The organism is Ruminococcus sp. (assembly GCF_019417665.1).
Lineage (GTDB): Bacteria > Bacillota > Clostridia > Oscillospirales > Ruminococcaceae > Ruminococcus_C.
In genome coordinates, this window is sequence record NZ_DXUU01000022.1 from 20378 (window position 1) to 40232 (window position 19855).

Genomic DNA, 19855 nt, shown 5'->3' on the forward strand with positions numbered 1-19855 from the left:
TTTCTGTCCTCCCCTCAGCTCCAGCGCCGTTTCTCAAATACACGAACGGTAAAGAAGTTGAAGATCACCGCCGTGCTGATAAAGAACAGCACACTCGCCGGATCAAACAGACCCGCCGTAAAATCATAATACTTCGTATAGAATGAAAGTGCATTGAGCACTGTAGGCACGATGGGCAGATTTTCTGTGAACTGCGCCACTACATCCAGCATGTACAGTACCAGCAGCGCAATAATGCCCAGAACCGCTGCGACCACCTGGTTTTCCGTCAGGGACGAAATGAACAGTGTCACAGAAATAAAGGCAGCGCCCAGCAAAAACAGCGCCAGGATATTTGCAGTCACAATGCCCCAGGAAACTGCTCCGAAAAAGCTCAGGATCAGTGCATACAGGAACAGAATGGCAAGACCGATGGCATACATGGTCAGTGCTGCAAAATACTTGCCCAGTACAATGCCGCCGATGGATACCGGCGAGGTCAGCAGACCCTGTTCGGTTTTCTGCTTCTTTTCCTCACTGAAGAGCCGCATGGTCAATACCGGAATCAGGATAACAACGATCAGAAACAAGCTGGTAAATACGCCAGACATATCCGTCGTTGCCGAAGCCAAAGACGAAGCAAAGAAAAAGTAACCGGACGCTAAGTAGAACACTGCCAGAAAGACATATGCAATGCTGGAAGTGAAGAATGCGCCCATTTCACGCCGATAAATTGCACCCATTATGCCTCGCCTCCTTCTGTTGTTTCAGCTGTATCTGCCTGAGGTGTCTGGGTTTCCTCTGGTGTTTCGCTGACCGATTCTGCCTGTATCGCAGATGCAGTCGTTTTCTTAGAAGACGGCAGCTTCACGCCTTCTCCCATGGTAATCTTCAGGAATACATCTTCCAACGTCATTTCGCCCAGATCCATCTTATAGATGCCCCAGCCGTGCGCCTGTACCATCTGATTCAGTGCCGGACGGATATCAGAATCGGGCTTTGCCGCAATTTCATATTCGAACATGCCCGACTCCCGTTCCATATCTGCACGTACTTTCAGTACACCGTCAATGGCACGGATCGCCTGCAAAATATCAATTTTCGGACCGCTGATCCGAACAGTCATCTTGTTGCTGCCGGAAACAGACTTCGACAGATTGTCGATGGTATCATATGCCGCCACCTGACCGTGATTGATGATCACAACGCGGTCGCAGACTTCCTGTACTTCTGTCAGAATGTGAGAAGAGAGAATGACCGTATGGCGTTTTCCCAGCTTCTTCACCAGAGTACGGATCTCGATGATCTGATTCGGGTCGAGACCAACAGTAGGTTCGTCCAGGATCAGAATGGGCGGATTGCCGATGAGTGCCTGTGCCAGACCCACACGCTGACGATAGCCCTTGGACAGATGCTTGATGACCCGGTTGGAAACATCGCTGATCTTGCAAAGATTGCATACATCCTTCAGATGGGATTTCCGCAGCAGTTTACACTTTTTCAAGTCATAGACAAAATTCAGATAGCCCATGACCGTCATATCCAGATACAGCGGCGGCAGCTCCGGCAGATAGCCGATCTGTGCCTTCGCCTTGATGGGTTCTTCCAGAATGTCCACACCGTTGATCAGCGCCTGTCCCGAGGTAGAGCTGATATAACCGGTCAGCATATTCATGGTCGTTGACTTCCCGGCGCCATTGGGCCCGAGCAGACCGAGGATCTCGCCGTCTTCTGCGGTAAAGCTGATATCATTGACAGCCACTTTATCCCCATAATGTTTCGTCAGATGTTTGACTTCAATCATCCTTGTGATTGCCTCCTTCTGTTTGCGCAGCACACGCAAATACTGGCATTAGTTTAACAGAGATTTGTGATAAAAGCGTGATAGCATAACGAAAGATACACTTTTATTTTGCGCAGGCTGCCGAAAGTGTGTCAATTGCACTGCGAATCCGGTTCAGTGTGTCCTCTTTTCCAAGAATTGCGCACAATTCGACACCGCCGCCCGGTGTAAACTGCTTTCCGGAAACAGCTGTACGAACCGGCCACAGCATCCAGCCATTCTTTACGCCCATCTCTGCGATCTTCGCAAACAATGCTTCGTGAATATGCTCCGCATCCCATGTGTCAACGCCTTCCAGTACTGGCAGGACAACCTGCAAGGCCTCCAGCGCTGTTTCCGGTGTAGTCTTCATCTTCTTATGACGATACATCGCCAGATCATATTCCGGCATCTGATCAATGAAATCTACCTGTTCCGGAATATCTGAGAACACTTCCGTCCGGTTCTGGAGTACACTGCACAGCAGCGGCAGATCAACGTCTGTTCTCTTGACCGTCTGACGAATATAAGGCACTGCAGCTTCCTGGAATTCCTCCGGCGTCATCTTGTGTACATAAGCCGCATTGATCGCACGAAGTTTCTGGCTGTCGAAAATCGCCGGGGACTTACTGATACCACTGATGGAGAACACCTGTTTCAGTTCGTCCAGGGTATAGATCTCCTGTTCACCCGTAGGTGCCCAGCCCAGCAGCGCAATGAAATTCAGCACTGCCTGGGGCAAATACCCCTTTTCCATCAGATCCTGGAAAGATGCGTCGCCATTACGCTTGGACAGCTTATGTGTCTGATCCTTCATGACCGGTGCGCAATGCACATAGATGGGAACATCCCAGCCGAATGCCTCATAGAGCAGATTATATTTCGGTGCAGAAGAAAGGTACTCATTGCCCCGGACAACATGGGTAATCCCCATGAGGTGGTCGTCTACTACATTTGCAAAGTTATAAGTGGGCATACCGTCAGTCTTGATGAGGATCTGGTCGTCCAGCGTGCTGTTTTCCACTGTAATATCGCCGTAGATTTCATCGTGGAATGTGGTAGTTCCATCCAGCGGCATTTTCTGGCGGATAACATAGGGGATACCAGCATCCAGCTTTGCCTGAACTTCCTCTGGGGAAAGATCTCGGCAATGGCGGTCATACATGGGTGCGATACGGGATGCTTCCTGAATCTTGCGCACCTCATCCAGCCGTTCCTTGTCACAGAAGCAGTAGTAGGCGTGACCGGTTTTCACCAGTTCCTCTGCATAGGACTTAAACATTCCCATGCGTTCAGACTGTACATAGGGTCCCACCGGACCACCGATATCCGGACCCTCGTCCCAGTTCAGACCGGCAATTTTCAGCGTATCGTAGATCACATCAACTGCACCCTCTACATACCGCTCCTGGTCGGTGTCCTCGATACGGAGAATAAAATCGCCGCCGTCTTTTTTGGCGATGAGATAGGCATACAGCGCCGTCCGCAGGTTGCCGATGTGCATATATCCTGTCGGACTCGGTGCGAATCTGGTTCTTACTCGCTTGCTCATATTGCGTGTACTTCCTTTCAAAAGTGAATATAACACTATAACTTTTATATCAATATATAAATTATATAAATTCGTTGCAAACGTCCCACCGGGACGTTTGCAAGATTTTTCTTACTTTAAAGGGCTCACAAGGCGGGGCGGTCTTGTTCGCCCCGCCTCGAAAAAGCTGTCGCTTTTTTTCACCACCCTCGACCCGGCGCAAAAGAATGCGCCGGGGTATTTCGCCGCCTGCGGGCGGCGACCAGGACTCCTCGCCCTGGTCCTCGCCAGCATTTTTTGAAAAAATTGCTGGATCAAAAAAACTTCATTGCCAAGCAGCCTTTTTGAGAAAATACAAAAAACTCACTCGTATTTTACTGACATACTGCATTCTGCCGCAGCCATGCCCGACATTCTGCCTGATCTCGTGCGATCTGCTGATACAATGCCTCCACATCCGGGAACTTCCGCTCCGGACGCAGAAAATGCAGCAATTCCACGGTACAGGGCTGTTCATACAGATCACCGGAAAAATCCAGCAGAAATGTCTCCGCCGCTGGAATCTGTCCCTCACTCACAGTAGGCTTTACGCCGATATCCGTCACAGAATCGAACACCCCCTGCGGTGTCTTTGTCCGGGAAACATATACCCCATATCTAGGAACGACCTGTCTGTCTGCAAAAGGCATATTAATCGTAGGGACATCCCTTGTCCTGCCCAGGGCAGCACCGTGAATCACCCTGCCGCTGATATGATAAGGCGCACCCAATAGTCTCGCCGCACGTTCCGGCTCACCGTGTTTCACTGCTTCCCGGATGGCAGTAGAAGAAACCTTTTCGCCATCACAGTGCACCGACTCTACCTGATGTACTGAAAATCCCATTTGTTTGCCGAATGCATCTAATGCAGCAATATCCCACGCTGCCTTTGCGCCAAAACGAAAATCTCCGCCGCAAAAAACTTCTCTGGCATGGAACAATTCCACAAGTACTTTCCGGCAGAAAGCTTCACCATCCAGAGCACACAATTCCGAAAACGTTGGACAGTATACTCCTTCCACGCCGCAGTCTGCCATAAGCGCATACTTTTGAGCATCTGTATATAGATAGTTCAGAGAAGCCCCCTGCTTCACCGGCACAGAATTTGCCGCAAAGGTAAATGCACAAGGCATCAGCTGTTTTTCTTTGGCACATTCCACAGCAGCATACAGCACAGCACGATGTCCCAGATGCACGCCGTCAAAAAAGCCAAGTGCCACAGCACTTTCCTGCAAAAGAGGCGTATCCGTGTGTTTTAGCAGCTCCACGTATCACGCCGCCTTTCTAGTTGAAATTCTTTCCCACTCGCAGCACACTGTTCTCCGGTTCTGCCAGTGCTGTTCCCAGAAACACCTGTTTTGCATCATAAACACGGTACTCCGTCTGAGAATCCTGATATTCCGGGATCTGTTCCAGATCCAGCTTGACGCCGTTTCCATAGAGCACCGACTGTTTTTCCGTCAGATGCAGTGCCGGCAGTGCGGCAAAAAGTCTGTCTGTGGGAATCAGATGAGAAGCCAGACTGCCTTCCCGGCAAAATCTCTTGACATCCTCAAAGGTATAGCATTGTTCCAAAGAAAATCCGCTTGCCTGAGTACGGCAGAGTGCTGTCATGACAGCACCGCCGCCCAGTGCCTTTCCGATATCGGAGAGCAGTGTGCGGATATAGGTACCCTTTCCGCAGGACACTAACAGTTCTGCCGTCTGCGCATCTTCGTTCCATGTCTCCAGTGTTAGTGTGTGAATCTGTACTTTCCGTGCAGGACGATCCACAACAACACCCTTACGTGCCAACTCATACAGCCGCTTTCCGTCCACGGATACGGCAGAATACATGGGCGGCACCTGCCAGATCTCGCCCCGAAACTGAGACAGCACCGATTCCAGCGCTTCTTTTGTCACGTGCATTTCGGGATATACCGCCGTCCGCACGCCCCAGACATCCTCTGTATCTGTCTCCCAACCGAACTGTACTGAAGCCCGATAGGTCTTGTCCTGATCCGGCAGAATATCACACGCCCGTGTGGCACGTCCCACCAGCACCGACAGAACACCGGTCGCCATAGGATCCAGAGTACCAGTATGCCCAAGCCGCCGCATACGCAGGATGCCCCGAAGTTTTCCGATCACATCAAACGAAGTAAATTCGGCAGGCTTGTTCATGCAAAGCACGCCCTGTATTGTTTCCTGACTCATTGAACGTTCCATCCTTCCGAAACCGCCCGAAGCAGCTTTTCCCGTGCCTCATCCGCTGTACCGCATACCAGACAGCCAGCAGCCTTTACATGACCGCCGCCGCCCAACCGCTGGCAGATGGCAGAAACATTCACCTGATCTGCCGAGCGCATAGAGATCCGGAATTTTCCCGGTTCCTTTTCTTTCATAGTGATGCCCACCTGAGCGCCCTCCACCTGGAGTGGAAATCCCGCAATACCGTCCAGCTCTGCATCATCCACCTGGAATTTCTGTAAAAATTCCTGCGTAATGCAAATAAGAACACATTTTCCGTCCATATACCGTTCCAGCTGGTCAATGAGCAGCTGCTCCAGCCGAAGTCTGCCAAAGCTTTTCACAGCAAACATCTGCCGATTGATCTTTGCATAGGGCACATCCGGGCGCATTTCCATCAAATCTGCTACAGCACGATGGGTACGAGGTCCTGCGTTGTCATACTGGAAACAACCAGTATCTGTTGCCATACCCGTATACAGGCAAAGTGCCATAGTTTTCGTCATGGCCACCGGAAGGATACGATAGAGGGAATAAAGAATCTCGCAAGTTGCCGCTGCCTTGCCATCCAAATAGCGAGCGCTGGCAAAAGGCACGTTGGAAATGTGATGATCAATGCACAAGTCCACAGAATCACCATATTTCTCCTTCACTTCACCGCCCAGCAGCTTCGGATCAGCCACATCTACTGCGATCACGCAGCCCGGCTGAAACGTCTCCTGCTTCTGATTCTCTGGCAGCATGAAGTGATAACGTTCTGGAATAGGGTCATCGCAGAGCACCACTGCACGCTTCTGCATCTGATGCAGCATTTCTGCCAGGGCATACCCTGCGCCGATGCAGTCTCCGTCCGGACTTCTGTGAATGAGAATATATGCGTCTTTACAGTTTTTCAGCCATTTGGCTGTCTGCGCCAAAGTCAGTTGCTGCACAAGCTATCACTCCTTTTCCTGAGGTTCTTCCACCGGCGGTTGGATCTCATGCAGCATCCGATTGATCTCCGCACTATGGGCAATAGAATCATCTGCCACAAAATGCAGTGTCGGACACTTTCGGATCTTCAGCCGATGGAACAACTCCCGACGGATAAAGCCAGAAGCACTGTCCAGCCCCAGACAGGACCGCTTCGCTGCATCCCGTCCCGACAGACTGGAGACAAAGATCTTACAGTCAGAGAGATCCCGTGACAGCTCTGCACGCACCACGGTCAGCATCGGGTCGATCCGGGGGTCTTTCAGCTCACGCAGAATGGCAGTCATTTCACGCAGGATATCCTCTTCTGTCCGGTTTGTCTTAAAATTCGCCATGCTTCACGGCCTCCTTTTCTTAGTTCACAATATGGCTTTGTGAACCAACACCATATCAATACAATTACGCATTCATCATATATTATTTGTGCGGTGCTGCCTTTAGTCTCTGTATTCTTCCATAATAAATGCTTCGAAAATGTCGCCTTCCTTGAAATCCCGGAATTTTTCGAGAGTAATACCACACTCGTAGCTCTCGCCGACTTCCTTCACGTCATCCTTAAAACGTTTCAGACTGGACATCTTATCCTCTGCAATAACGATACCGTCACGAACGACACGGATCTCGCACTGTCTGGTAACCTTGCCGTTCAGAACATAAGCGCCGGCAACTGCACCGACATTGGAGATTTTGTAGACCTGGCGCACTTCAATACGTCCCATAACAACCTCACGGTATTTCGGTGCCAGCATACCCTTCATGGCTGTTTCAATCTCTTCAATCGCATCGTAAATAACACGGTAGGTACGAATATCCACCTTGTCACGAGCGGCAATTTCCTCTGCGGTCTGATCCGGGCGCACATTAAAGCCGATGATAATGGCATTGGAGGCGCTTGCCAGCATGACGTCGCTCTCCTTGATGCCGCCAACACCGCCATGGATCACACGGACACGAACTTCCTCGTTGGACAGCTTTTCCAGAGACTGGGTAACTGCTTCTACAGAACCCTGTACGTCTGCCTTAACAATGAGAGACAGTTCCTTCATTTCGCCCTGTTCGATCTGACTGAACAGATTGTCAAGGGTTACCTTCTGATACTCGTTGAACTTTGCCTGCTTTGCCTCATGCTTCCGCTGCTCTACCAGTTCTCTTGCCAGACGTTCATCTTCTACAGCGTTAAATATATCGCCTGCTTCCGGCACTTCTGCCAGACCGGTGATCTCTACGGGAACAGACGGACCAGCTGTCTCTACAGGAAGACCCTTATCGTTGGACATAACACGAACACGGCCTACAGCAGTACCTGCAATAATGACATCGCCAGTATGCAGCGTACCATTCTGTACCAGCAATGTTGCGATCGGGCCACGGCCTTTATCCAGACGTGCTTCCACAACAGTACCCTTTGCACGGCGGTCGGGATTTGCTTTCAATTCGCTCGTCTCTGCTACCAAAAGAATGTTTTCCAGCAGTTCGTCAATGCCCTCGCCGGTCTTTGCCGATACGGGCACACAAATAATGTCGCCGCCCCATTCTTCACAAACCATGCCATACTTGGTCAGTTCTTCCTTGACACGCTCCGGATTTGCACCTTCCTTATCCATCTTATTGATGGCCACAATGACAGAAACGCCTGCCGCCTTGGCATGGTTGATGGACTCAACGGTCTGGGGCATAATGCCATCGTCTGCGGCAACGACCAGGATAGCAATATCTGTGATATTGGCACCGCGGGCACGCATTGCAGTGAACGCCTCATGTCCCGGTGTATCCAGGAAGGTAATATCCTTGCCCTCATACTGCACCTGATATGCACCAATATGCTGCGTAATACCGCCGGCTTCTCCTGCGGTAACATGTGCATTCCGAATCCGGTCGAGAATAGAAGTCTTACCATGGTCAACGTGACCCATGACAACAACAACCGGGCAGCGCTCCTGGGTATCCTCTGCACCATCGTCCTCGTCAATGAGACGTTCCTCAATGGTCACAATGACCTCATGCTCAACCTTTGCGCCCAGCTCTTCTGCCACCAGAGAAGCAGTATCGAAATCGATCTCCTCATTGATAGTCGCCATAACGCCCAGCATCATCAGCTTCTTGATCACTTCTGTTGCAGTCACTTTCAGACGAGTCGCCAGCTCACCCACGGCGATCACATCTGGAATGCGTACACGCAGCTGCTGCTTTCGGGCACGCTCCAGCTCCAGACGACGAAGTTTATCCTGTTCTGTCTCTCGCTTGTTGGAATATTTCTGCTTGTTGCGCTGTGCGGACTTCTGATTGATCTTCTGTTTCTTGGTGGAGTATTTGTCATTGCTGTACTTTCCGGCAGGAGCGATCTGCTCATACCGCTGGTTGTACTTATCCAGATCCACATAAGAGCCTCTGGTATCTACCGTGCGGCGCTTTTCTGTGGTGATGCTGTCCGCAGATGCCATCTCGACTTCCACATGGAGACGTTCACCGTGCTTCTGTGCTTTTGCAGCCTGCTTAGGCTGCTTCCGGGACTGTTCTTTCTTGGATGCAGCTGCCGGCTGAGGTTTCTTTTCCGCAGGCTTTTCCTGCTTCTTCTCCTGCTGCGGCTTCTGCTGCTGTACTTTCTTTTCCACAGCTGCTTCTGCCTGGGGTTTCTTTGCCCTTTGGGGTGCAGCCTGTTTCTTTTCTGCTGACTTTTTCTCTGCCGGCTTCTTTTCAGACGGTTTCTTTTCCGCTGTCTTTTTCTCCGCCGGCTTCTTTTCTACTGGCTTTTTCTCTGCCGGCTTCGGTCTCGGCATATCCTTCGATGCAAAATAAGCGTCAAAGTTCTCTACCTGTGACTTCTGAGAATAATATTCCAATGCAAGATTGATCTCCTCCGGAGTCAGACCGGTCACACCCTTTTTCTTGACGCCGTCCGCATCCCGTTCCTGATAAAATGCGATCAGTTCCTGGGTCGGGATCTGCAGATCCCGTGCAACATCGCTCAGCTTTACTTTCTTCGTCATAGGCGAAATCCTCCTCTTCCTACTGCGGATGCCTTGATGAAGCCACTCTCCACAACAGCACCCTTTTCACTGTGTACATAAGACAACTGGTCTAGCCATCTTATCGCCGCATATCCTGCGGTAATTCAAATAATCATTCTATTCTCGTCTCGCCCTGTGCCACAATTTCCTGCATTCTACGAAAAAATCCGTCATCACACACAGCGAGCACCCCGGAAGCACGGCCGATGATCTGTCCCATCTCCGCTTTTGAAAAGGGAAGTTCGATCAGCGGTACTTCCGCCTGGCTGCTGAAAAAAGCAGCCTCTTTCCGGGACTTTTCCGACGCATCCAATGCTGTGAGCACCCCGGCGGCAATGCCGTGATACAGCGCATCCTTTGTCGGCTCCAGTCCCATTGCAAGCTTTCCTGCCTTACGGCAGATGGTCAGAAGACCCTGCCAGTTCTGCCTGTAACGCATGTTTCATCTCCTCGTATATTTCCTCGGACAAACGACAGCCAAAAGAACGCTCAAACCGGTGTCCTTTCTGGGCAGCCTGAAAGCAGTCCATATTCCTACATAAATATGCACCCCGTCCAGACTTTTTTCCTGTAAAATCCAGATCAATGACGCCTTCCTTATCCTTCAGTACCCGGATCAGTTCTTTTTTCGGCTTCATTTCGCCGCAGCCCACGCAAAGGCGCATGGGAACTTTCTTACTCTTCAACACTGTTCGCCTCCGGTGCCTGGATTTCTTCAGCCGATCCCGGAGCCGTTTCTGCTGCCGAACGCAGCACGTCAAATTCCGGCTTGATGTCGATCTTATATCCCGTCAGCTTTGCTGCCAGTTTTGCGTTCTGTCCCTTATTACCAATGGCAAGAGAGAGCTGGTTGTTGGGTACCTTTACAGTACAAGTACGCTCTTCCTCGTCCAGAATGGTCACATCCAGAACCGTTGCCGGAGCCAGTGCCTTTGCGATAAATTCCTCAGGTTTTTCGCTGTAGGGAATGATATCGATCTTTTCGCCGTTCAGTTCTTCCACAATGGCAGAAATACGGGAGCGCTTTGGACCGATGCAGGCACCGATGGCGTCTACATTGGAATCCTTCGACCAGACGGCCACCTTTGTTCTGGAGCCTGCCTCACGGGAAATGGACTTGATCTCCACTGTACCGTCATAAATCTCCGGGATCTCCAGTTCAAACAGCCGCTTTACCAATTCCTTGCGGACACGGGAAATCTTGATGATGGGTTTTTTCTGCTTATTGGCAATGGTAGTAATGTATACCTTTACCATCTGCCCCTCTTTGAGAACTTCCCCCGGTATCTGTTCGTTCCGGAACAGATACAGCTCGGTCTTATGATAGAGCATAGTCGCCGTACCGCCTGGCTCTACCTGGGATACCTGACAAGTGATGCAGTCGTTCTCCAGATCCTGGAATTCACCGAGAATGCGTTCCCGGTTGATCTCACGAAGATCACCCTTGATGGACTGCTTTGCCGACTGTGCCGCTGCACGGCCGAACTTTGCGATATCCAGACGCTTTTCCACGGTACCGCCCACATAGGCATTGGGGTTCATAGTACGTGCTACATCAATATTGACTTCGTTTTCGTCGATGGGTTCATCGTCCACAACAGTCTGCATCAGGTACATTTCAAAGGTCTTGGTCGTCGGGTCGATTTCCACACGAATATTTTCTTCGCTGTCGGGATATGCCTTACGTGCCGCCTTGAGCATGGCAGACTTTACTTTTTCTATCAACAGCTCCGTATCTACATTTGCTTCGCTTCCCAGGGAGGAAAGCGCTTCAAAAAAACTATTGTCCATGTTCTCTCTATGCCTCCATTGATTAAAATTCTACAGCCACATACCGCCGTACATAGGACAGATCCGCCAGTGCCAGTGTCACCGGTTCTGCTGTATCCTCCGGCTGGAGGGTGATCTGCGCCGCATCATATGCCGTCAACACGCCGAGCCATTCCCGTACGCCTTCCACCGGACGAATGGCACGGGCACGCACCTCCATGCCCAGGGTCGCTTCAAAATGCCAGGGCTGGTTCAGTTCCCGTTCCAGACCGGCAGAGCCAACCTCTAAAACATACGCCTGTGCAATAGGATCTGCCGCATCCACAGCAGCATTCACCGGACGTGTCATTTTTTCGCAGTCCTCAATGGTGATCCCATCGGGATGGTCAATAAAGACCCGCAGGTACCAATAGGCACCTTCTTTTTCAAAGCTCACATCCCAGATGGAATACCCGAACTGATCTGCAATCGGCTTCACAAGGTCGTAGACCGTCCGTTCTGTGCCGCCGAATTTTTTCATTTTCATGGCATCTGCTCCTTTTTTCAGCGTATTCTGCTGCGCTGAGAATCATTTCAAACCAGTGCAGCAGGTACTTATATAAACGAAAGACCGGTGGGATTCCGGTCTTTGGCTGCATGATTATCTTTATTATAACACTCCAAAAAGAAAAAATCAAGGGCTTTGAAGAAAAAAGTACGTTTTTTTCCCAAAAAATTTACGGAATGGCACAGAAACAAGATATTCCGGGGTGCTTTATGCTGTTTATGCGTTCACAGTATCCACCAGTTCACGCCAAGAGATATCTTTTCCCACCGAATGATTCGCATAGTACAATAAAATATAATACGCATCCGCAGCGTCAATTTTGCCGTCACTGTTTACATCTGCAATGATCTTCTGCCCGTCGGAAAGACTGCACGCTGCACCCACGGACATCTGGCTATAGCCCTGAAGCACCTCATAGGCATCGGCGGCGGTGATCTTCTGGTCACTGTTCAGGTCGCCGGTATTGCCGATGATCTTCACAGAGCCATCTGTGGGAACAATATTCTTGATATAATCGTAACTATAGCAAGTTTCTTTTTGTGTCCCGTCCTGACTTTGCGCCTCATAATGGATGGGATAAACATCGCCGATCTTGGCATCAGATGCAACTTCAAATTTAAGCGATAAAATTTCAGTTTCTTCTTTGTAATACCCTTCTATCGTATCACCGTAATCCAGCCACGTAAACTGTCCGTCACCTTTTCTATCGCCGCCCAGTGTCAGCTGTTCAGATTCTGTAGACATACCAAAGCACAACTTGCCAAACCTGGTTTCTGATGTCGCATAAATAGGAACATCCACTTCGTGATAATTCCGCCGCAGGATATATTCCGGGATTTCCACAGTACCGATCTCAACGAAAACCTCTTCATCACATGGAACTCGTTCATGTAAGTCATAATCTTCCTGGGGATCTTCTCTTTCCTCTTGGATCACTTTTTCCCACAGTTCGTCTGTCTCGTCATATCCCACACTGGCAAATGCATAATACCGTCCAATGATGAACATGTCCATCATTGTCACTTTTCCGTCCAGATCCACATCTGCCGCCAGCAGCTGGATCTGCGTCAGTGTGGTAGGCATGCCGTCCCTGATCTGCAAGAGGTGATCCTTTACATAATACATATCATTTATATCGACGATTCCGTTCCCGTCTACATCGCCCCGTCTATAGGCAGCTCCCTCAGCAGACACCGGACAGACGGACAGGCTGCCGGCAGCAAGCACAGCGGCAATTTCGGTAGCAAAGCATCGCATATATGATTTCATCAACAAAACATCCTTTCTGTGAATTTTCATATACTATCCCATATCAAATATTGTAATCAAAAATCATGATTGTTTTAGGTAAAAGTCGTAAACAATCCATTAACATCCAAAAATATTATGAGAACCCGTCCTTTTTCTTTGACAAAAACCATAAAACATGTTATAATCAAGGTATCTGAAAAGGGGATCAGATAAAAATTTTATGTTTTAAGAAAGGATGATCCAAATGCAATTCCATCTCAGAAGTCTCTGTCTCAGCACATTTCTGTCGGCGGCAGCCTGCCTGCTCCTGCCCGCTTTATCTGCGGAGGCAGTCAGCTATACCGGCTCCGGCACTTATGACAATCTGCAATGGAGCGTCAAAGAGTCCATCCTGTGTATTTCCGGCACGGGAGACATGACCAACGCAGAAGCCGGCGCTTATCCATGGAGCGATTATTATTACGAAGAGGTCTGGCTGGAAGAAGGCGTTACCAGCATTGGTGCATATGCCTTTGCCGGAGACGAGGACGAACTGTCGCCTCTGGTATTTGCCGATCTGCCTTCAACGCTGACTGAGATCGGTGAGAATGCCTTTGCAGATACCAGCCTGCCCCAGATCCGGCTTCCTGATGCTGTAACAGCTGTAGGTGTGGGTGTTTTTTCCGGCTGTGAATCCCTGTCGAAAGCGGTACTTTCCCAGGAGTTGACAGAAATCTCCGACCGTATGTTTGCGGAAAGCGGCATCTCTGAAATCGAAATCCCCCAGAATGTCACCGCCATCGGCAGCGAAGCCTTTTATGACTGCACCAATCTAAAGAATATTTCTCTTGGGGAACAGATCACACAGATCGGCAACCAGGCATTTTCCTATTCTGGTCTTACGTCATTGACACTCCCGGACAGCTATGTGCCTACGGATCAGAACGACCGTCTGGTGAATGGGTGCAGTGAGCTCCGGCATTTCACAATGTCTGGCGCAATTACATATCTTCCAGCGTATTATTTTGACGGATGCACTTTTACCGAACTCACTCTGCCGGAAAACCTCAAGGAAATCGCACCTCATGCCTTCTCCAACCTCTGGCTTTTTTCGGCTTTCTCACGCTTCACCATTCCGGAAAGCGTTGAAATAATTGGCGAAGCCGCATTTGAGGACTGTCTCACTACATTTTTAAATATAGAATTTGAAAATCCGTATTTTACCTATTATGCCGGTGATGCTATCGAAAAAATGTTTCCCGGTGGTCATGACAAAGATTATGCCGGCTTTGAAGCTAAATATAATATTACAGTACCAGAAGGTGTGACAGAAATCCCGGAAGAACGTTTCTGCGGCTATACCCATTTGTACGATGTGACCTTACCGGAAAGCCTGCAATCCATTGGTGCACGGGCTTTTGCTGGTTCTAGTTTTCACAACACAAATATCCCCAAAAATGTTACTTTTATAGCAAAAGACGTATTTGATAACTGTCCAACAATCTGGAACATTACTTTCTATAATGATATGTCCGCACAAGAAATCCAGCCCTATTTTGCAACTTGCAACGAAAGCGCAACATACAGCATCACACTTCCGAATTCTATGGAATCCATCCCGGATAATTATTTTAAAGACTGTAAAAATCTATCATCCGTCATAATACCAGAAACTATAAAAACAATTGACTCAGGTGCCTTTCAAAACACCGGCATACGAAGAATTACCATTCCGGAAACTGTAGAGTATATCAGCCCGGATGCATTTCAGAACTGCAAGTATCTTCTTGAGGTCATATTCTGCAATTCCCTGGAAGAAATCACATCCGAAATGTTTTCTGGCTGTGAAAGTCTTTGGAAGGTGAAGCTACCGGATACAGTCACCTCCATCGGAGACAATGCCTTTGCTGGAACTGATATAGATGCAAATAAATTCACATTTCCTGCAAGTCTGGAAACCATAGGGCAAAATACTTTTCCTGCTACGGAATATGATCATTTGAGCATCACTCTGCCGGATTCTGTAGTTACCATTTATGACAATTCTTTTTCCCATTTATCTTCTTTGTATCTGGGAAAAAACTTCCAAGAAATTCTTCATTCCTCTGATATATCCAGCTTACAGGATCAAAAGGATCTACAGCATATAGAAATCAGCGAAGACAACCCTTATCTTACACTGAAAGACGGCGTACTGTACAATAAGGATATGACAATCCTCTACGAGGTCGCACCAGAAGCGGACATTCCCGACGGCATTGTATCCATTCCCAAAACAATCACTGAAATTCGACCCATCATCTATTCCGCCAATGTAAAGGCATTTGACGTAGAGCCGGGCAATCCGGTGTACAATTCCATCAACGGAATCCTCACGGACAAGTCTGGGACAAAGCTGCTCCAGTTCCCCAACGGCAGCACACCCACTGCCTGCACCATTCCATCCGGTATTACCACAATTGGTGCATATGCCTTTTATCAGACGCCCCTGCAAAAGATCAAATTTCCCACATCTGTTACAGCCATTGAAGATCATGCCTTTGCAAACAGTTCTGTGAGATTGGTCATGTTTGCCGACGGTCTGCAAACCATCGGCGAACAAGCGTTCTATGAGACGAATATGAAAACGGCTCTGATCCCGAAATCCGTGACTGCCATTGGTTCTGAGGCATTCTGGGGCAGTTCCTACGAATATCTCACATTCCTTCATCCGAAAAATACAGAAATCGACAGTTTTGCCGATGACCTTTCCGATTGTCCCACATTTTACGGCTATGCAGGAAGCCCGGTACACACCATGTTCCCTAAGAAATTTGATCTGCTGACCACAACCAAAAGCGGCACTTGCGGCACAAATCTGGTCTGGACGCTTGCCGGTGATACCCTGACGATTTCCGGAAACGGTACCATGAAAACATATGCAGAAAACAACTATCCCTGGAGCAATCTGGAATTTGCCGTTGTACAGTGCAAAGGCTCTGGCATCATTATTGCACCGTATGCCTTTTCTGGGAGCACAGAACTGTACACCCTGGATCTCACCGGCGTTGTCACTGTAGGCGAAGGCGCTTTCCAAAACTGCACCAACCTCATGTCTGTCATCGGAAGCAGCTCCGTCAGTTTGGTGAGCCCCAACGCCTTTGCAGAAACCTCCTGGCTGGAAAATGCAGACCAGCACACGGAGATCGGTAAGGGTGTGGCAGCATTGGGCAGTGTGATCCTCCGTATAGATCAAGGTGCCGATGAAGTGATCATTCCCGACGGCACAGCCTATGTCACAGAATATGCCTGCCGGAGCATCACGATTGGTGTACTCTATGTGCCTAGGAACGGCATATATTATCATCCCTCCGCCTTTGTGGGCAGCAGCATCCAGCATGTGCGCTGGAACGGGAAAATGACAGATATTTCCGTGGGCGATTTCAGAAATGCAGGCAAACAATGCAAGGAAATTGAAGTTTATGACGCATCCGGCAAGCTCATAAAAGCATGGGGTTATACCAAGGATAACTCCACTATGTCCCTCGCAAATGCCCTGTGCGGCACTACCTATATGAGCCAACTTATCGACAACTACTGCCTCAACGTACTCATGGGCAATCACTGCAACGCCGGCATGACCGATGCCGGTATCATCAATGCCATTTATCAGAATGTCCGGCAGAATACCGTCTACGGCTACAGCTACATTGAAGATCCCAACGGCGATGTCAAAGGAAAAACCGGAACATGGTCTTTCTGCGATAGCTTTTCCATCAATGCTGTCGGTCCAGTCGTTGCTGGCAGAGGCGTATGCTCAGCATATACGGAACTAGTGGAAAAAATGATTGAACAGGTGCAGCAGAAAAACATGTCTGCCACACTGCAAACACTCCGCAAGACCGGTACGAATCATGTCTGGAATGTCATTGGACTAAATGTGGGAACTCGTTCGGAAAAGTGGTACTATCTGGACGCCACCAACGGTCTGTTCCTGGTGGGGTATGAAAACACTCGTTTGTCCAATGCCGCTACACTTTATGCCTACACCAACATTCCGAAAAATACAGGCGGCACTTATACGATTACCGTCTCCGGCGGAAAAAGCGTACGGCTTCAGGGCAGTGACTATGTGCTTCAGAGCAGCGATTATACATACAGCAGCGGCGGTACGCCATCCCGGGGTGATGTCAACGGCGACAGAAATATTGACGCAAACGATGCCTATTTGACACTCACTGCCTATGCGAAACAGTCTGTTGGTACATCCACGGGCTTTACAAATGCTCAACTGTCCGCCATGGATGTGGATCAAAACGGCAGTATCAACGCCAACGATGCCTATTATATCCTGTGCTATTACGCTCGACATTCTGTCGGCGCAAATCCAACTTGGGAATCTGTCATTGCAAAATAATGAAGTCACCGGTAAAATATGAATTACAACAAAATCCCCCATCCTGTTGCAATTGCGAAACAGAATGGGGGATTTTTCCATTTTACAGATTCATTCCGAAAAATGTTATATCTTGTACATAAGTGTCGCAATATTTTCAGAAGCTTTATTGACATATTTCGACAAAAACTGCTATACTGATATTGTCCAAAATGGGGAAATGGACGAATGAAAAATTTTTTTGAAAGGAAGTTTTTTATGATTACCAGAATAAAAAAGTATTGGTGTAAAGCCGTATGCCTTCTCATTGCCCTTTGCATGTTTTGGCTCTTCCTGCCACCCCTCCAGGCGCAGGCGCTGAGTGATTCTGACTCAGGTACCTACGGTACATTGCAATGGAGCGTAAGTGATGCTATCCTTACCATCTCCGGTACGGGTGAAATGGAGCCGGCAAAGAACGGCGCATATCCCTGGAAGAACTGTTCTTATACAGAGATCACGGTGGAAGAAGGTGTCACCAGCATCGCCGCTTATGCGTTCTCCGGCGATACCAAACCGGACTTTACCACACCGGTGATCACTTCTGTCAGTCTGCCAGAAACACTGACCGCCATAGGAGACGGTGCGTTTCTCCGTACACCGATCCAGAAGATCACCATTCCGGCAAATGTAGAGACCATCGGCAAATACCCTTTCCAGGACTGCTTCCGACTGGAACAGATCACATTCCTCAATGATCTGGAAACCGTGCGTTCTGATTTCTTTGTGGGATGCGATTTTCTCTGGGGAGTCCAATTACCAGAAACAGTGACCGTCATTGAGGACAGCGCCTTCGCTGACTCTGTCTGTGACATGATCGAAGTCAATTTGCCGTCCCATCTGGAATACATCGGCGCAAACGCCTTTGCAAGATATGCTGTTGCGATTCCCTTGGTGCTCCCTGACTCCGTCACCACCATCTATGACAATTCCTTTGGCGTATGCGGTACAATAATCATCGGTGCAGGCTTACAGGAAATTCGCTCCTCCTCGGATCATTCCAGCCTACAGGACGTGGACGCATTAGAAGAGATCCAGGTCAGCGAGGACAACCCCTATTTCACCGCAAAAGACGGCGTGCTGTACAATAAAGATATGACCGTGATTCTGGATGTTGCACCGGAACACGAATTTCCGGACGGTGTACTGACCATTCCGGCTACAGTAACAGAGATACGAACACCCATCACATCCTCCAACGTGAAATCATTTGCCGTAGAGGACGGAAACCCCGTATTCAGTACGGAAAATGGCATCCTCACCGACCTGACCCATACCCAGCTGCTTCAATTCCCCAACGGCAGCGCAGAATCCACATGTACGATCTCTGCACCATTTACAGAAATCGGCGCCTATGCCTTTTACAAAACACCCCTACAAAGGATCACGCTCTCTGATTCCGTCACTGCCATAGGAGAATATGCCTTTGCCTACAGCAATCTGACAGCTGTTTTCCTCCCGGACACCCTGCAAACCATCGGCGCAAGTGCCTTTTTCCAGACTCAGATGAAAACTGCCTGCATCCCAGCATCTGTCACCACCATTGGTTCCCAGGCATTCAACGGAGAACAGTATCTCTCATTGACATTCCTGCACACAAAGATTGCCGTGATCGACACCTTTGCGGAAGATCTCTCCAATTGCGGCATCTTCTACGGCTATCTCGGCAGTCCCATCGCAGATCTGTTTCCTAACCGGTTCCAACAGCTGACCACATCCAAAGGCAGCACCTGTGGTACAAGTCCTGATATGGTCTATGACCGGTGATACCCTGACGATTTCTGGCAGCGGTGCAATGCAGGAGCGTACAGCAGACAGCTATCCCTGGAGCAGCCTGCAATTCACCAAAGTATGCTTTAGCGGCACAAATATCACCATTGCAGCCAATGCCTTTACAGCACAAGACAATCTGTGTGTCCTGGATCTCACAGGCGTCACCGAGATCGGCAAAACGGCTTTTCAGGACTGCACCAGCCTTGTGTACATTTCTGGCAGCGATTCTGTCAGCTGGATCGATCAGGACGCTTTTTCCGGCACGCCATGGCTTCAATATCCAGATCAGCACGCCGACACTGGCACAGGGATCGCCGTTCTGGGCAGCGTGATGATCAACGTGGATAGTACCGACGGTGAAGTAATTATTCCCGACGGCATCACCTATGTTGCTGCAAACGCCTGCAAAAATGCAAATCCCAAGATACTCTATGTCCCAAAAAACGGCGTGCAATACCATGAAACTGCCTTTAGAGCCTGTTTAGCATCTTTTAAGAATAATGCGGATAAAAGCGAGGGAAACCATTTGAAAAGAATTTTG

The 19855-nt window shown here is 49.2% G+C and carries 16 protein-coding genes; 3 read left to right on the forward strand and 13 right to left on the reverse strand.

Going from position 1 to position 19855, the window contains the following annotated elements; genetic code table 11:
• Positions 1–14: 14 nt before the first annotated feature.
• From QZ375_RS07350 to QZ375_RS07410, 13 genes are all read right to left on the reverse strand, one after another.
• Complete coding sequence (locus QZ375_RS07350) at positions 15–722, reverse strand: ABC transporter permease (protein WP_295217454.1); 708 nt, start codon at positions 720–722, stop codon at positions 15–17.
• On the reverse strand, positions 722–1783 hold the full coding sequence (locus QZ375_RS07355; RefSeq protein ID WP_295217455.1) for an ATP-binding cassette domain-containing protein: 1062 nt from the start codon (positions 1781–1783) through the stop codon (positions 722–724). The genes QZ375_RS07350 and QZ375_RS07355 overlap by 1 nt, the downstream gene beginning before the upstream one ends.
• 103 nt (positions 1784–1886) lie before the next feature.
• The gene (gene gltX / locus QZ375_RS07360; RefSeq protein WP_295217457.1) at positions 1887–3353 is read right to left on the reverse strand and encodes a glutamate--tRNA ligase; all 1467 of its coding nucleotides are present in this window, start codon (positions 3351–3353) and stop codon (positions 1887–1889) included.
• Positions 3354–3706: 353 nt separating this feature from the next.
• A complete protein-coding gene (gene ribF, locus QZ375_RS07365; RefSeq protein WP_295217460.1) occupies positions 3707–4639 on the reverse strand; it encodes a riboflavin biosynthesis protein RibF in 933 nt (310 codons plus the stop codon).
• A 16-nt stretch (positions 4640–4655) separates the two neighbouring features.
• Positions 4656–5567, reverse strand: a complete 912-nt coding sequence (truB, locus tag QZ375_RS07370) for a tRNA pseudouridine(55) synthase TruB (protein ID WP_295217462.1) — start codon at positions 5565–5567, stop codon at positions 4656–4658.
• A complete protein-coding gene (locus tag QZ375_RS07375) occupies positions 5564–6532 on the reverse strand; it encodes a bifunctional oligoribonuclease/PAP phosphatase NrnA (RefSeq protein WP_295217464.1) in 969 nt (322 codons plus the stop codon). Before QZ375_RS07375 ends, truB begins: the two co-directional genes overlap by 4 nt.
• Positions 6533–6538: 6 nt before the next feature.
• Positions 6539–6907 (reverse strand): 30S ribosome-binding factor RbfA, encoded by a 369-nt coding sequence (gene rbfA / locus QZ375_RS07380; RefSeq protein ID WP_295217466.1) that lies wholly within the window; start codon positions 6905–6907, stop codon positions 6539–6541.
• A gap of 102 nt (positions 6908–7009) precedes the next feature.
• Positions 7010–9559 carry a translation initiation factor IF-2 gene (infB, locus tag QZ375_RS07385; RefSeq protein ID WP_295217468.1) on the reverse strand — a complete coding sequence of 850 codons (2550 nt, stop codon included), beginning with the start codon at positions 9557–9559 and terminating at the stop codon, positions 7010–7012.
• A gap of 133 nt (positions 9560–9692) precedes the next feature.
• The gene (locus tag QZ375_RS07390) at positions 9693–10019 is read right to left on the reverse strand and encodes a ribosomal L7Ae/L30e/S12e/Gadd45 family protein (protein ID WP_295217470.1); all 327 of its coding nucleotides are present in this window, start codon (positions 10017–10019) and stop codon (positions 9693–9695) included.
• Entirely contained in the window at positions 9973–10266 is a 294-nt protein-coding gene (locus QZ375_RS07395) for a YlxR family protein (protein ID WP_295217472.1), read from the reverse strand. The genes QZ375_RS07390 and QZ375_RS07395 overlap by 47 nt, the downstream gene beginning before the upstream one ends.
• Positions 10256–11371: a transcription termination factor NusA gene (nusA, locus tag QZ375_RS07400; protein ID WP_295217474.1), complete on the reverse strand. Its 1116-nt coding sequence runs from the start codon at positions 11369–11371 to the stop codon at positions 10256–10258. The genes QZ375_RS07395 and nusA overlap by 11 nt, the downstream gene beginning before the upstream one ends.
• 22 nt (positions 11372–11393) lie before the next feature.
• Positions 11394–11876: a ribosome maturation factor RimP gene (gene rimP, locus QZ375_RS07405; RefSeq protein ID WP_295217476.1), complete on the reverse strand. Its 483-nt coding sequence runs from the start codon at positions 11874–11876 to the stop codon at positions 11394–11396.
• 237 nt (positions 11877–12113) lie between these two features.
• Positions 12114–13166 (reverse strand): dockerin type I domain-containing protein, encoded by a 1053-nt coding sequence (locus tag QZ375_RS07410; RefSeq protein WP_295217478.1) that lies wholly within the window; start codon positions 13164–13166, stop codon positions 12114–12116.
• A 226-nt stretch (positions 13167–13392) separates the two neighbouring features.
• Here QZ375_RS07410 and QZ375_RS07415 point away from each other — a divergent pair, with 226 nt between their 5' ends.
• The 3 genes from QZ375_RS07415 to QZ375_RS07425 form a co-directional block, all read left to right on the forward strand.
• Positions 13393–17523, forward strand: a complete 4131-nt coding sequence (locus tag QZ375_RS07415; RefSeq protein WP_295217480.1) for a leucine-rich repeat protein — start codon at positions 13393–13395, stop codon at positions 17521–17523.
• Between the two features lie 237 nt (positions 17524–17760).
• Complete coding sequence (locus tag QZ375_RS07420; RefSeq protein WP_295217482.1) at positions 17761–19308, forward strand: leucine-rich repeat domain-containing protein; 1548 nt, start codon at positions 17761–17763, stop codon at positions 19306–19308.
• The coding region (locus tag QZ375_RS07425) for a leucine-rich repeat protein (protein WP_295217484.1) at positions 19274–19855 on the forward strand (582 nt) is incomplete at its 3' end. The genes QZ375_RS07420 and QZ375_RS07425, both read left to right, overlap by 35 nt.

What these genes read in the sequence shown, in the direction of transcription:
- QZ375_RS07350 (WP_295217454.1), bottom strand. Translation starts at nt 722, where the DNA reads ATGGGTGCAATTTATCGGCGTGAAATGGGCGCATTCTTCACTTCCAGC.
- QZ375_RS07355 (WP_295217455.1), bottom strand. Translation starts at nt 1,783, where the DNA reads ATGATTGAAGTCAAACATCTGACGAAACATTATGGGGATAAAGTGGCT.
- gltX (WP_295217457.1), bottom strand. Translation starts at nt 3,353, where the DNA reads ATGAGCAAGCGAGTAAGAACCAGATTCGCACCGAGTCCGACAGGATAT.
- truB (WP_295217462.1), bottom strand. Translation starts at nt 5,567, where the DNA reads ATGAGTCAGGAAACAATACAGGGCGTGCTTTGCATGAACAAGCCTGCC.
- rbfA (WP_295217466.1), bottom strand. Translation starts at nt 6,907, where the DNA reads ATGGCGAATTTTAAGACAAACCGGACAGAAGAGGATATCCTGCGTGAA.
- infB (WP_295217468.1), bottom strand. Translation starts at nt 9,559, where the DNA reads ATGACGAAGAAAGTAAAGCTGAGCGATGTTGCACGGGATCTGCAGATC.
- QZ375_RS07390 (WP_295217470.1), bottom strand. Translation starts at nt 10,019, where the DNA reads ATGCGTTACAGGCAGAACTGGCAGGGTCTTCTGACCATCTGCCGTAAG.
- nusA (WP_295217474.1), bottom strand. Translation starts at nt 11,371, where the DNA reads ATGGACAATAGTTTTTTTGAAGCGCTTTCCTCCCTGGGAAGCGAAGCA.
- rimP (WP_295217476.1), bottom strand. Translation starts at nt 11,876, where the DNA reads ATGAAAATGAAAAAATTCGGCGGCACAGAACGGACGGTCTACGACCTT.
- QZ375_RS07410 (WP_295217478.1), bottom strand. Translation starts at nt 13,166, where the DNA reads ATGAAATCATATATGCGATGCTTTGCTACCGAAATTGCCGCTGTGCTT.
- QZ375_RS07415 (WP_295217480.1), top strand. Translation starts at nt 13,393, where the DNA reads ATGCAATTCCATCTCAGAAGTCTCTGTCTCAGCACATTTCTGTCGGCG.
- QZ375_RS07420 (WP_295217482.1), top strand. Translation starts at nt 17,761, where the DNA reads ATGATTACCAGAATAAAAAAGTATTGGTGTAAAGCCGTATGCCTTCTC.